This is a genomic window from Serratia bockelmannii, from assembly GCF_008011855.1.
Classification (GTDB): domain Bacteria; phylum Pseudomonadota; class Gammaproteobacteria; order Enterobacterales; family Enterobacteriaceae; genus Serratia; species Serratia bockelmannii.
The window spans coordinates 185,146-197,673 of record NZ_VOUX01000001.1 but is presented as its reverse complement, the minus strand read 5'-3'; the positions used below and the strand labels follow the sequence as shown (position 1 = coordinate 197,673).

Sequence of the window (12,528 nt, the reverse complement as noted above, 5' to 3'; positions counted from 1 at the left end):
AGCGTCACTTGATACCCAGAGTTTTATTTCGCCGGGCGGCTGCGTCCGGCTTTTTTGTTTTTATTTTCCCCGCCAACGAATCCCCCCGCTTGCCTTGCAAAACAAACGGGTCTACATGTATAGCTTTCCCCCGAGCGGAATCAGCCATGCACAACGACGGACGCTTCGACTTCCACAACGCCGTGCGCTACAGCAGCGACGAGCTGGCCAATATCCTCACCCACTGTTTTGAAAACTACATTGTACGCTTCGTGCTCGACGGGCCGGCCTTCGCCGCCCGCTTCGGCGCCGAAGACCTCAGCCTGAACGACAGCCTGATCGTCACCCATCGCCAGGAACCGGTGGCGGTGGCGCTGATCGCCCGTCGCGGCCGACACAGCCGGGTCGCGGCCTTTTCCATACGCCCCGAGATGCGCGGTCAGGGGCTGGGTAAGGCGCTGATGCAGCGGGTGGTGGCGGATGCCCGTCAGCGCGGCGACCATCGGCTGTCGCTGGAAGTGATCGAAGGCAACGAAGCCGCGCTGGCGCTGTACCATCGCGCCGGGCTGCGCATCGTGCGCACCCTGACCGGCCACCAGGCGCCGGCGGAAGTGCCGCCAGGCACGGCGGTGCTGCAGGCGGTCGATCCGTTGACCGTCAGCCATCGCCTGACGGCGGAAGGCGCCACCGACCTGCCCTGGCTGATTGCCCCCGAATCGCTGTTCAAGCTGCCGGGCACACCGCGAGCCTATACGCTCAATCGTCAGGCCTACGCCGTGGTGATGCCCGGCGCCGAGCACTGCTGGCTGCGCCTGATCTACGTGCCCCCGCAGCACCGCGGTCAGGGGCATGCCCGCGCCTTGCTAGCCGCCCTGCAAGCGCAGTTCGCCCCTTTGCCGCTGACCGCCAACGTCTTTGTGCCCGAGGTGGCCGCCCCCTTCTTTACGCATCTTGGTTGGCGTCAGGAGCCCCTGCGCCAGTTCGAGATGGATATGCTGCTGGACAGCCCACAAGACTAAAACCGAGAGAGAGAACGATGGCAGGAAAACAGGCAAGGAAACTCACCCTTGGCGCGGCAGTTGGCGTCGCGCTGCTGACGCTGGCCGGTTGCGCGCAGCCGCCGCATACCGACGCTCAGGCCCAGCAGCGGCTGGCGGATCAGTCGGTGCTGGCGGTGAACTGGTTCCAACAGTCCGGTGAATACCAGGCGCTGGCGCATCAGGCGTTCAACAGCGCGCAGCGCGCCTTCGATCAGGCCAAGGCCGCACCGGGCCGCAAAAAGGCGGTGGTGGTCGATCTGGATGAAACCCTGCTGGACAACAGCGCCTACTCCGGCTGGCAGGCGCAGCAGGGCCAGCCGTACGACGGCACCACCTGGGCCCAGTGGACGCAGGCCGAACAGGCCGGCGCGGTGCCGGGTGCCGTGTCGTTCGCCCGCTACGTTAACGCTCATCAGGGAACAATGTTCTACGTCTCGAACCGCAAGCAGAGCGAATACGCTGCCACGGTGGCCAACATGCAGAAGCTCGGCTTCACCGGCATGTCGGAAAAGACCGTCTTGCTCAGTACCGACACTTCCAATAAGCAGGCGCGCTTCGACGCCATCAAACAAGCCGGCTATGACATCGTGGTGTACGCGGGCGACAACCTGAACGACTTCGGCGCCGCGACTTACCACCAGGATAATGCGCAGCGCCGGGCGTTCGTCAGCGAGAACCAGAACAAGTTCGGCACCGAATTCATCGTGCTGCCCAACCCGCTGTACGGCGATTGGGAAAGCGGCCTGGCCCGCGACTACAACAAGCTGACGCCACAGCAGAAGCTGCAGGTGCGCCAACAGGCGATCAAAGCCTGGCACGGACGCTGATTCAGGAATAGGGAGGAATGCTCCATATAACCTAATATTTTGTCAAAAAAGGATTAACGGCGCATGCCGCCGAACCAATGGGGACGTTAGTTCGGCGGCATGAACATGAAGAAATGCGTATGCTCAAATTTTGGGTTGTGGGTATCAGAAATGTGAGAAATCGGTATCGGCACCGCCCTGTGAGCCAATCCAACAACGCTTCCCGGTGAAACGAGTTCTTTCACTCTCCTTTCAGCAATATCAGAGAAGTTCGTCCCTTAACTCTCTCGATTTTAACCGCCCGAAAACCGTAGCGGCATCCGCTCTTTGATTTAATCTGGCCGTAACCTAAGCAGCAAAGCACGGCTCTTCAATGTCAAATGGCTATAGGGATTTGCAACATCATTACAGAACTTTTTCGAAACAGACCGCCTGCGCGTTACCTCGATAACGGCCATAGTTCTCGCGTACCCGATACCCCTGAGCCAGATAAAATTTGATGGCACGCAGGTTGACTCTTCGGGTTTCCAGCCACAGTTGTCGATACCCCAACCATCGAGCCTGCTGTTCCAGAGCATGCAATAATTTACGACCAATACCATTGCCAGGCTCACGTACATACATTCGTTTTAACTCTGCAACGCCCGACGTTAATCGACGCAGCGCTCCACAAGCTACGGCTTCATCGGCAGCATTGCGTACCAACATAAAACAACCTCCATCCGCTTCTATAGAAGCAGGATCAAACGAGGATGTACCGCTATCGCCGGTGATCTCAGCCAGTTGCACCGACAATTCCGCCATCAGTGCCAATGCGTCTGGGCTATCGACTTCACTTAATAGTATCCGAAGCCTCACAGCAGTTTGTACATATAGCAGGTGGCCTCCAACGCCCCGCCATCGCTGGCGCGGGCGTATTGCGGGATATCGCCCGCCGCCTCGAACCCCAATTGACGGTACAATCCCTGCGCCGCGCTGCCGCTCAGGGTGTCCAGCACCAACAGGCTGCGCCGATGACGCGCCGCCAGCGCCTGCACTTCCTGCATCAACAGCCGGGCGATGCCCTGCCGCCGCGCCTGCGGATGCACCATCAGCTTGACCACTTCCGCCCGGTGACGGCCGTTGTCCGGCATCGCCAACAGCAGTTGCACGGTGCCGACCGGCCGACCGTTCTCGAGCGCCACCAGCATCGCACGCTCTCCCCGCACCAGGGCCGGCAGCAGCCCCAGCCAAAACGCCTGCGCCTGTTCCAACGTAAAGGGCATGACAAAACCGATGCTGGCGCCGTGCGCCACGCTGGCGTGCAGCATCTCGGCCAACTCGGCCATGGCACTTTGCGCCGCATCGGCGTCCCACTGTTGCAATTCAATCATGGCTATGGCCTGCAGATAACGAGCGTGTAATGGGCCGGCTCATCGCCGGGGACATGGAAACGGGAGGCGCCGAACAGGCGGTAGCGCAGGCAGTCGCCGGGCGACAGCCGGAAAACGCGCCCTTCCAGGGTCAATTCCAGCTGCCCGGACAACAGCCAGAGGTGATGCTCCAGCGCTGGAATCGACGGCAGGTCGTAATCGATCTGCGCGCCGGCATCCAGCCGGGCTTCGATAAACTCGGCCTTATACAATGCGCCGGGCGGGGAAACGGAGCGACGGTGAAAACCGCTGGCCCGATCGACCCACACCGGCTGTTGCGGCGGCCGCAGCAGCTCCGGCGGTTCGTCTTCGATTTCGCTCAGCAGGCGCGACATGGTCAACCCGTAGGCGGCGCACAGCCGGTTCAGCAGCGACGCCGTCGGGCTGGTTTCGGCGCGCTCCACCCGCGAGAGCGTCGCCCGGCTAAGGCCGGTGCGCTGCGCCAACTCCTCCAGCGACCACGCCCGCTGCTGGCGCAAATCCGCCAGCCGCTGCGCCAACCTCAGGTCGGCCGTCTCCAAACCGTTATCCACCGCTCATACCTCGCCTAAAAAATCTCATAAAAGAGAAATAATCTCAAATTAGAGATATGGCAAGCGAATTTTAAAAAATGCCGCGCAGCGCGATGAAAATCAGCATGCTCAGCAACACCACCGCCAGCATATTGCGTAGAAAGAACGCCAGTATCACCGCAAACACCGCCCCCCACAGGTAAGGGTTATCCGGCGCGGCGCGCAGCTGGTCGCCGCTGAAGGCGACAATCGGCCCGCAGATCGCCGTCAGCACCGCCGGCACGGAAAAGCTCAGCAGGGTTTTAACGCGCGGCGACAGACGCAGCGGCAACCCGGGCGCCAGAAAACAGTAGCGGTTGAAAAACACCACCAGCCCCATCAAAACGATCGTCAGCCAGATCATCGGCGCCCCCCGCTGCACAGCAGCCCGACCAGCATCGCCGCCACGGTGGCGATCACCAATGCGCCCGGCGTCTGGAAATGGTGCAACACGATGGAAAGCAGCAGCGCGGTCAGCACGCAGGCCAACACCGGCAGGCTGCGCACCAGCGGCACCACGATGGCGATAAAGGTGGCGGCGATGGAGAAATCCAACCCGTAACCGTCCAGATCGCCGGCGCTGCCGGCGGCCACGATGCCAAGCAGCGTGGAGAGAAACCAGCACAGGTAAAAGGTCAGCCCGGCGCCCAGCGCATACCAGCGGTTGAAACGCGCCGGCGTCTGTTCGCCGGTCAGCGCGAACAGTTCATCGGTGAGCAAGAATCCCAGCGCCAGCCGCCAGCGCAACGGCAGCGGCGCGATACGCTCCCGCAGCCGCAGCGCGTAAAGAAAATGCTGGGCGGTGACGAAAAAGGTCGACAGCAGGATCGCCAGCAGCCCGGCGCTGCCCTTGATCATGCCCATCGCCACCAGCTGCGACGCCCCGGCGAACACGATGGCCGACATGCCCAGCCCCTGCGCCGGCGTCAGGCCACTTTGCAGGGCCATTGAGCCCGCCAGTACTCCCCACGGCACCACCGCCAGGCACAGCGGCAAGATAGCCACCCCGCCCTGCAGCGCGGGGCGCAGGCGGGCGGAGGGCGGCGTGATGAGGGGGATTGAATCAGTCATGGGCTTCTCCTTGAGTTGAAGAAGCCAGCTTACGGCGCAGGCGTACACGGGTATTGCACCCGATTGCCCGGCTATTTCAGCGATTTGACGTAGTCGCCCGGCGTGACGCCCATCGACTTGCGAAAATGGCGGTGGAAATGGCTTTGATCGTGAAAGCCGCAGCTCAACGCACTGTCCAGCACGCTGTTGCCGGCCTTCAGCATGCCGCGCGCCTTGCGCAGCCGCGCCTGAATTTGATAGGCGTGCGGCGGCAGGCCGGTGGCCTGCTGAAACTGCCGCAGCAGGTAATAAGGACTGAGCGCCACGCGATCCGCCAGCTCCAGCAGCGAAATGTCCGCCTCGGGGAAATCGTCGAGAAAGGCTTTCACCCGCGCCACTTGGCTTTGCGCCCGGCTCTGCGGCGCAGGATCGATACGGCTTTTGCCGTGCCGCAGCATCAGCCAGGTCAGCGCCGAGAACACCATGGTCTCCTTCATCAGCCGGTTCTCATCGCTGCGCAGCAGGCTGAACGCCATGCGCAACTGGCCAGCCAGGCCGACGTCGTGCACCACCGGGTTGGGAAAATAAGGCGTCGCGCCGGCGCCGGTTTTCAGATCGCGCGATAAAAAGGCCAGTAGCTCCGGCGTCGGGTACATCGCCTGATACGACCAGCCCTCTTCGGTGGCGGAACTGCCAGTATGAATATCGTCGGCGTTGACCAGAATGATGCTGCCCAGCGGCGCCACGTGTTCGCCGCCGGTGCGGTAGAAGCGCTGGGCGCCATCGTCGATGACGCCCACGCAGAAGCCTTCATGGCTGTGGCGCGAGAAGGTTTGGCGGCGGTAGGTGGCCTGCAGCACTTCCAGCCCGCCAAGATCGTCGACGTGCATAAAATGAGCCTGCTCCCGGGATGCTTTGCGCGCTATGCCTTCCGCCTTCATCTTGCCTACCTCCGCTGAATGAGAGGCATTCTAGCACTCGCGCGAGGGCGGGTTTTGTACAAAATTGCCCGTCTCGGCCCCCGGCGGCGCGATCGCCGCGCAGCGCCAGGCGCTGAATACCGCCAGCAGCGGCGCCAGCGCGAACGCCAGGAACAGCCAACGCGCCGCCGATGCCGCGCCCGTCGCGCCACCCGGATCGTTCAGCCCCGCCAGGTTGGCGATCATCCCGGCCAGCGCCGCACCGAATGCGGTGGCGAACAGCTGCACCGTGGTAATTGAAGCGCCGGCGATATCTTTGTCCGCTTCAGGTGCCACCTGCAAAATGCGCGTCAGCAGGTGCGGCCAACCGAAGCCGATGCCGAATCCCACCAGCAACAGCGCAATGACGATCGGCGCCAACGCCTGCCAGTGGCCGCCGGACGGCATCGGCATCAGGATCGCCAGCGCCAGCAAGCCCACCAGCACGAACAGCGGCCCGCTGACGATCGCCCGGCGAATGCCCGCTCCGCGCCAGCCGGAGCTGAGGATCTCGGACAACGTCCAACCGGCGGCCATAGCGGCGGCGATATAGCCGGAGATCAGCGGCGACTGGCCGTGCAGCAGCTGCAGGAAATAAGGCACGAAGATTTCGCTGGTCATGCCGATCACCAGCAACGCGGTCGTGATGTACAACGCCGCCAGCGATGAGCCGCGCCGCAGTGCGCCGTGCGGCAACAGGCGGGCGCGCGAGTGCGCTTCGCGCTTCAGCAACCAGGCCATCAGCACCAGCGAGAGCGCGATGCCCGCCAGGTTGATCCAGGCACTGTGCGCCAGGCTGCCGGCGGACACCACCAGCACCGCCACGGTCAGCAACAGCAGCTGTGCGGTCGGCAACGGTGCGGCCGCCTGCTGCGCTTTGCCCTTGGGCAGGATCAGGAAGGTAAACGCGGCGTACAACGCCATGATCGGCAGCAGAATGCCGAAGGCCCAGCGCCAGGCGTTCAGTTCGGCGAAAATACCGCCTACCGCCGGCCCCACCAGGGTGGCGATGCCCCACATCGCCGAGATGAGCGCCATGGCGCGCGGCCACAGCCGCTGCTCGAATACCAGATTGATCATCGCGTAGGAGAGCGCAAAGATCAGCCCGCCACCAAAGCCCTGCACCGTGCGGCCGATCAGCATCACCGGCATGCTCGGCGCCAGCGCGCACAGCGCCGCCCCGGCGATGAAGAACAGCGAAGCCACCAGATAGGCGCTGCGCGCACCGTAGCCGCTGAGCAAGCGGGCCGACAGCGCGGAGCCGAGGATAGACGCCACCACGAACAGCGTGGTGTTCCAGGCATAGAGATCCAGCCCGCCGATATCCTGCACCACCGAGGGCAAGATGGTGGTGGCGACCAGAATATTGATGGCATGCAGCGCCACGCCGAGCGAGAGCGCGATCGCACTGGCCGCATTTTTGCCAGAGAAAAGGTCGCTCCAGCGGCTATCGTCATGGGTTATCACGGTTGTCGTCCTGTTTTCAGAGGAATGGCATTGAGTTGATCATAAGATTGCGTTAAATTTAACAAGAGTTATCTTGGAATAAGTTAGGGCGAGGCGGAGAAATATGTCAAGAATAAACTTGGAAAATAGCGGAAAGACCGCACAATCGGTCAGTGACCGCTTGCTGACGCTATTGAAAACCCGCGGCCCGCAGCAAGCTTCTGACGCAGGAAAGGTGCTCGGCACCACCGGTGAGGCGGCCCGCCAGCAGTTCGTCAAGCTGGCGAAAGAGGGGCTGGTCGAAGCGGTGGCGGAAACGCGCGGCGTAGGCCGCCCGGTACAGCTGTGGCATTTGACCTCGGCCGGCAATGCGCGCTTTCCCGATACCCATGCGGACCTGACGGTTCAGCTGCTGCGCACCGTGCGCGACAAGCTGGGCGAACAGGCGCTCGACGTGCTGATCGAAACCCGCGAGCAGGAAAACCGCATCAACTACAAGCAGGCGATGATTGGCGCCGCCGATCTGCAGGAGCGCGTGGCGCGCCTGACCGAGATCCGCTGTCGCGAAGGGTATATGGCCGAATGGCGCCAGGAGGAGGACGGTGCCTATCTGCTGGTGGAAAACCACTGCCCGATCTGCGCCGCTGCCACCGTCTGCCAGGGCTTCTGCCGGGCGGAGCTGAGTATCTTCACCGAAGTGCTGCAGGCGCAGGTGGAGCGCGCCGAACACATTCTGGCCGGCTCGCGCCGCTGCGCCTACCGGATTTCGCTCCTGTAACACCGGTTTTTGCCCACGTTTTCAACCGGTACAGATTATTCTGCTTGTGCACCCCACACCTTCCCTTCTAAGGTTGAATTAACGAACATTCAGGCAAACAGCGGGCCTCGCGCCCGCTTGGCAAATCCGTCGGCGCTAAGCGCGCAGCGGCAGAGTAACCCCACGGGAGTTGAACGATGAAGAAGCCGCATGCCGGATTCTGGCTGGCGACGCTGGGACTGGGCGTTTGCTGGCTGCTGGCGCTGCTGACTCGCGATCGGCTCAACGGCCTACTGCTGGCCGGCGCGGCGCTGGCGCTGATCTTTACCCCTGCCACCCGCCGTAAGGGCGCGGCTCTGGCTGCCCTGGGCGGTATCGGCATGGATGGGCTATGGAGCTACAGCGGCGTGCTGCACTACAGCGGGCAACACGGCCTGCCGCTCTGGACCCTCGCGCTGTGGATCGGCTTCGGCTGCTGGTGGTATTGGCTGCTGGACGTGGTCAGAGCGGCGCCCTGGCCGCTGGCGGTGCTGGGCGCCGCCGTCGGTCCTTTCGCCTACGCCGTCTCCTGGAAGCTGGGCGTGTTACTGCCCGGCGTGCCGCCGGAGTTCATGCTGCTGTTGCTGGCCGTCGGCTGGTCGATTTACCTGCCGGCCGTCAGTTGGCTGCAGTGGAAGCGGCGGAACAGCTGAACGGCTTGCGGCAGTCGGGAAAAATAATGCCGAAAGCCATTGCTTATCGGTTGCCCAATCGGGTTTACTGAGCGTTCTAATAATAATCATCCCTGCAAAAACACATCCCTATGCTTAGCCAACAAAGCCGTAGCGTCCTGCCGTTGATCGGGGCGTTGTTCACGTTATATATCGTTTGGGGTTCCACCTATTTCGTCATTCGCCTCGGCGTCGCGCAGTGGCCGCCGCTGATGATGGCCGGGATTCGCTTTCTGATTGCCGGCATCGTGCTGTTCAGTTTCCTGGCCTGGCGCGGCCACGCGCTGCCGACGCCGAAGCAGTGGCTGGCCGCCGGCGCCATTGGCATTCTGTTGCTGGCGGTAGGCAACGGCCTGGTGACGGTGGCGGAACACCAACATGTGCCGTCCGGCATCGCCGCGGTGATGGTGGCGACGGTGCCGCTGTTCACCCTCTGCTTCAGCCTGCTGTGGGGCATGCGTAACACCAAACTGGAATGGGCCGGTATTGCGCTCGGGTTAGTGGGCATCGTGCTGCTCAACACCGGCAACAACCTGGCGGGCAACCCGACCGGCGCGCTGTTGATCTTGCTGGCGTCGGCCAGTTGGGCCTTTGGCTCGGTATTGGGATCGCGCATCTCGCTGCCGGCCGGGCCGATGGCCGGCGCGGCGGAGATGCTGGTCGCCGGCGTGGTGTTATTGGTCGCCAGCCGGCTGAGCGGCGAGCACCTGGCTCAGATGCCGAGCACCGGCGGCTTTCTGGCGCTCGGGTACTTGATTGTCTTCGGCTCGATGCTGGCGATCAGCGCCTATATGTTCTTGTTGAAGAATGTGCGCCCGGCGGTCGCCACCAGCTATGCCTACGTCAACCCGGTGGTGGCGGTGCTGCTCGGCATCGGCTTTGCCGGCGAATCGCTGGCGCCGCGCGAGTGGCTGGCGCTGGTGATCATCGTGGCGGCGGTGGTGCTGGTGACGCTGGGAAAATACCTGTTCGCCCGCCCGGCCAACGTACAGGCCATCGACTGCGAACGGCGGTGATCACAAAGGGCGGTCTGCGGGCCGCCGTTAAAAACGATTCTTGTTTCACCCGGCGAAGGGGCTATAATTCCCGCTGTTCCAAGCAACCTGCGAAATTATTCCTATGCTGAAAAAAGCGTTCCTCATCGTCATCGCCCTGTGCGCCTTCGGTTCTCTGGGCGGCGTATTCCTCGCCGGGCTGAACATCTACACCCGTTCCACCACCCCGCATGAAGAAAGCGCGCCTGCCGGGGATACCGCCGCCACGCCGGCGCAAACCGAAACCCTTCAGGCCAAGTGATCGTCCATCCAACGCTGACAGCGCTGCTGTAAAAAGCGCTGCAGCTGCCGGACGCGTTCCGATACCTGCGAGCGATGCGGGCAGACCAGATTGATCGGCACCGCGTCGCTGCGCCATTCCGGCAACAGCTGCACCAGCCGCCCGGCGCGAATGTCGGCCACCACGTCGATCGCCGACTTGCGCACCACCCCGTGGCCAGCCAGCGCCCAGCGCCGCGCCACCTCGCCATCATCGGTAAAATAGCTGCCGTTCAACGGCACTTCGATCAGTTCCTCACCGCGCCATAGCCGCCATTCCACCTGTCGTTTGCCGCTGGGCTGATACACCAGAATGCTGTGCCGAACCAGATCGGCCGGCGTTTGCGGCGCGCCATGCCGCCGCAGGTAATCGGGGCTGGCGCAGATCAGCCGCCGGTGCTGCGGCAAAATGGGCAGCGCCACCAGCGAAGAGTCGGCCAACGGCCCGAAACGGAGCGCCACATCCACCGGTTCGCGAAACAGATCGGCCTGCCGATCGTTGATCAGGAGCTGCAGCTGAATATGCGGGTGCTGCAGGCGGAACTCATCCAGCCAGCAGAGCAGCAAATTGCGGCCAAAATCCGACGGCGCGGAAATCTGCAGTACCCCGGACAGCCCCTGATGCTTCTCGCGGATCGCCTGCTCTCCTTCGGCCAACGCGCCCAGCGCCAGGCGCGCGCTGTCGAGATAGCGGGCGCCCTCCTCCGTCAACCTCAGGCTGCGGGTGGAACGCACCAGCAGCCGCGCGCCCAGCTGCTGCTCCAGCCTTTTCACCGCGATGCTGGCCGCCGCCGGCGTCATGTCCAGCGAGCGCGCCGCGGCGGAAAAACTGCCGCCGTCCACCGTGCGGACAAACACCTCGAGATCGACAAATGAGGTCATGTATTTCCCCTCTTTTTAGCCCAATCAATTATTAATATTAATTTACAAGTGTTTGCTATTAGGCGGGCTTTTTTCCTCATTTTCAATCAGGAAAGATAGATCCCGTTGAAACTTACCTAAAAAGAGGCCTTAACATGACGATTCCCGACTCCCCCCTGAAACGACAAAAGCTGGTGATCCTGGGCGGCACCAGCGGCATTGGCGCCGCGGTGGCCTACGCGGCGGCGGCGCGCGGCGCTGAAGTGGTGCTGGCTTCACGTCGCCTTCCCCACGCCGGGGAGAAAAACGACGCGCTGCATCTGATGCAGGCCGACCTGACCGATGAAGCATCACTGCATGCGCTGTTTGCCGCCGTCGGCGCTTTCGACCATCTGGTGATCACCGCCGGGCCGTTGGTGGACGCGAAACCGCTGGCGGAAACTGCCTTTGAGCAGGCGCAGGCCGACTTCAACGTCAAATTCTGGGGCAGTTTGCGCGCGGTGCAGGCGGCGCTGCCGACGCTGGCGCCGCAGGGCTCCATCACCCTGACCTCCGGCCAACTGTCGCGTAAATACCTTGGCGGTCAGTTGATCAAAACCGGCATCAACGCCGCGCTGGAAGCGGTCGGCAAACAGTTGGCGAAGGAGCTGGCGCCGCGGCGGGTGAACGTGGTCAGCCCCGGCATCACCGCCACCGAAGCCTACGACGGCATGAGCGCCGCGCAGCGTCAGGCGCTGTTCGAGCGCGTAAGCGGCAGCCTGCCGGTCGGCCGGATCGGCCAGGCGGCCGACGTCGCGGCGGGTTACCTGCTGGCGATGGAGAACGGTTTCGTCACCGGCAGCGTGATCGACATCGACGGCGGCGGCCTGCTGTAACGGCGGCTAGAGCGCCGTCACGCCCTGTGCGGCGGCCTGCTGCTCCAGCACGGTGATAATCTGGTAAGCCGAGCGCGGCACCAGGCTGAAATCGCCGATCAGCAGGCGGTCGCTGACCGCCTCATCCAGCATCGCTCGGGCGCCGGCGCGCAGGATGTCCACCTGTTCCGGTGGCGTGCCGGCTGCGGTGATCAGCGGCAAACCGGGCACCGCCGCCGTGCGGCCGATGATTTTCAGCCCCTCCAGCGCCTGTGGCTGCGCGCGGCGCAGCAGTTCCATGCTGATGGAATCGATGGCGGCGATATCCGCCTGCCCGCTGCGGATCAGCTTCAGCGACTGGTAATGCGCCCCGGAGGCGATAGCCGCACCGAAGAATTTCCCGTCCTGCGCCAGCGGCGCGATCAGCGCGCGCAAGCCGTTGTAGCCGGACTGGGAATCGGTGCTGTTATACGCCACCGTCCGGCCGCGAAAATCCGCCAGCCGCTCGCCGGGATCGTCCGCGCGCACCACCAGCCAGCTGCGGTAATTCGGCCCGTCGCACCCTTCCACCCGGTAGTGGTAGGTGCCGATTAGCTGCACCTGCGGCAAGGTGCTGACCAACGGATAACCGCAGGTTTGGCTGAGCAGCAGATCCTCGCGCCGCCAGTGCTGCGCCAGATCGTCCGGCCAGCTAAGCCGTTCCGGCGCCGCCGGCAACCCCAGCCGCAGCAGCTTGCCGCGCAAGACCTGCCAGAAGGATTCGGCCTGCTCCCGGCCAACGCCGTACATC

At 63.3% G+C, this 12,528-nt stretch carries 16 protein-coding genes; 7 read left to right on the top strand and 9 right to left on the bottom strand.

Translation table 11 applies throughout. The annotated features are described in order from the left end of the window. The first annotated feature begins 146 nt into the window (after nt 1-146). Together FOT55_RS01035 and FOT55_RS01030 are read left to right on the top strand one after the other, a co-directional pair. Nucleotides 147-998, top strand: a complete 852-nt coding sequence (locus FOT55_RS01035; protein ID WP_043137039.1) for a GNAT family N-acetyltransferase — start codon at nt 147-149, stop codon at nt 996-998. Between the two features lie 17 nt (nt 999-1,015). Further along, the gene (locus FOT55_RS01030) at nt 1,016-1,846 is read left to right on the top strand and encodes a 5'-nucleotidase, lipoprotein e(P4) family (RefSeq protein ID WP_043137035.1); all 831 of its coding nucleotides are present in this window, start codon (nt 1,016-1,018) and stop codon (nt 1,844-1,846) included. A 384-nt stretch (nt 1,847-2,230) separates the two neighbouring features. Here FOT55_RS01030 and FOT55_RS01025 read toward each other — a convergent pair whose 3' ends face one another. From FOT55_RS01025 to FOT55_RS00995, 7 genes are all read right to left on the bottom strand, one after another. After that, the gene (locus FOT55_RS01025; protein ID WP_314727669.1) at nt 2,231-2,614 is read right to left on the bottom strand and encodes a GNAT family N-acetyltransferase; all 384 of its coding nucleotides are present in this window, start codon (nt 2,612-2,614) and stop codon (nt 2,231-2,233) included. Nucleotides 2,615-2,679: 65 nt separating this feature from the next. Then, nucleotides 2,680-3,198, bottom strand: coding sequence for a GNAT family N-acetyltransferase (locus tag FOT55_RS01020; RefSeq protein ID WP_043137032.1), 519 nt, complete (start codon nt 3,196-3,198; stop codon nt 2,680-2,682). A 2-nt stretch (nt 3,199-3,200) separates the two neighbouring features. Next, nucleotides 3,201-3,770 carry a helix-turn-helix domain-containing protein gene (locus tag FOT55_RS01015; protein ID WP_060432694.1) on the bottom strand — a complete coding sequence of 190 codons (570 nt, stop codon included), beginning with the start codon at nt 3,768-3,770 and terminating at the stop codon, nt 3,201-3,203. Between the two features lie 70 nt (nt 3,771-3,840). Beyond that, entirely contained in the window at nt 3,841-4,152 is a 312-nt protein-coding gene (locus FOT55_RS01010) for an AzlD domain-containing protein (RefSeq protein ID WP_043137027.1), read from the bottom strand. Beyond that, the gene (locus tag FOT55_RS01005; protein WP_043137025.1) at nt 4,149-4,859 is read right to left on the bottom strand and encodes an AzlC family ABC transporter permease; all 711 of its coding nucleotides are present in this window, start codon (nt 4,857-4,859) and stop codon (nt 4,149-4,151) included. Before FOT55_RS01005 ends, FOT55_RS01010 begins: the two co-directional genes overlap by 4 nt. Nucleotides 4,860-4,930: 71 nt before the next feature. Continuing rightward, nucleotides 4,931-5,779, bottom strand: a complete 849-nt coding sequence (locus FOT55_RS01000; protein ID WP_089180675.1) for a helix-turn-helix transcriptional regulator — start codon at nt 5,777-5,779, stop codon at nt 4,931-4,933. Nucleotides 5,780-5,809: 30 nt separating this feature from the next. Continuing rightward, nucleotides 5,810-7,264, bottom strand: a complete 1,455-nt coding sequence (locus FOT55_RS00995) for an MFS transporter (RefSeq protein WP_025302051.1) — start codon at nt 7,262-7,264, stop codon at nt 5,810-5,812. Between the two features lie 103 nt (nt 7,265-7,367). Between FOT55_RS00995 and FOT55_RS00990 the strand changes: the two genes are divergently transcribed. From FOT55_RS00990 to FOT55_RS25370, 4 genes are all read left to right on the top strand, one after another. Further along, nucleotides 7,368-8,021, top strand: coding sequence for a helix-turn-helix transcriptional regulator (locus FOT55_RS00990; protein WP_025302050.1), 654 nt, complete (start codon nt 7,368-7,370; stop codon nt 8,019-8,021). Nucleotides 8,022-8,197: 176 nt separating this feature from the next. After that, nucleotides 8,198-8,692 (top strand): DUF2878 domain-containing protein, encoded by a 495-nt coding sequence (locus tag FOT55_RS00985; RefSeq protein WP_025302049.1) that lies wholly within the window; start codon nt 8,198-8,200, stop codon nt 8,690-8,692. A gap of 110 nt (nt 8,693-8,802) precedes the next feature. Further along, entirely contained in the window at nt 8,803-9,726 is a 924-nt protein-coding gene (gene yedA / locus FOT55_RS00980) for a drug/metabolite exporter YedA (RefSeq protein ID WP_147822959.1), read from the top strand. Between the two features lie 103 nt (nt 9,727-9,829). Continuing rightward, a complete protein-coding gene (locus FOT55_RS25370; RefSeq protein ID WP_162837922.1) occupies nt 9,830-10,006 on the top strand; it encodes a hypothetical protein in 177 nt (58 codons plus the stop codon). On the opposite strand, the gene FOT55_RS00975 is transcribed toward FOT55_RS25370, so the two are convergent. Then, nucleotides 9,994-10,905 (bottom strand): LysR family transcriptional regulator, encoded by a 912-nt coding sequence (locus FOT55_RS00975; RefSeq protein ID WP_043137014.1) that lies wholly within the window; start codon nt 10,903-10,905, stop codon nt 9,994-9,996. The genes FOT55_RS25370 and FOT55_RS00975 overlap by 13 nt on opposite strands. Nucleotides 10,906-11,039: 134 nt before the next feature. Between FOT55_RS00975 and FOT55_RS00970 the strand changes: the two genes are divergently transcribed. Next, complete coding sequence (locus FOT55_RS00970; protein ID WP_025302046.1) at nt 11,040-11,759, top strand: SDR family oxidoreductase; 720 nt, start codon at nt 11,040-11,042, stop codon at nt 11,757-11,759. Between the two features lie 6 nt (nt 11,760-11,765). Here FOT55_RS00970 and FOT55_RS00965 read toward each other — a convergent pair whose 3' ends face one another. Continuing rightward, nucleotides 11,766-12,527 carry a phosphate/phosphite/phosphonate ABC transporter substrate-binding protein gene (locus tag FOT55_RS00965; protein ID WP_147823034.1) on the bottom strand — a complete coding sequence of 254 codons (762 nt, stop codon included), beginning with the start codon at nt 12,525-12,527 and terminating at the stop codon, nt 11,766-11,768. Between the last annotated feature and the right edge of the window lies 1 nt (nt 12,528).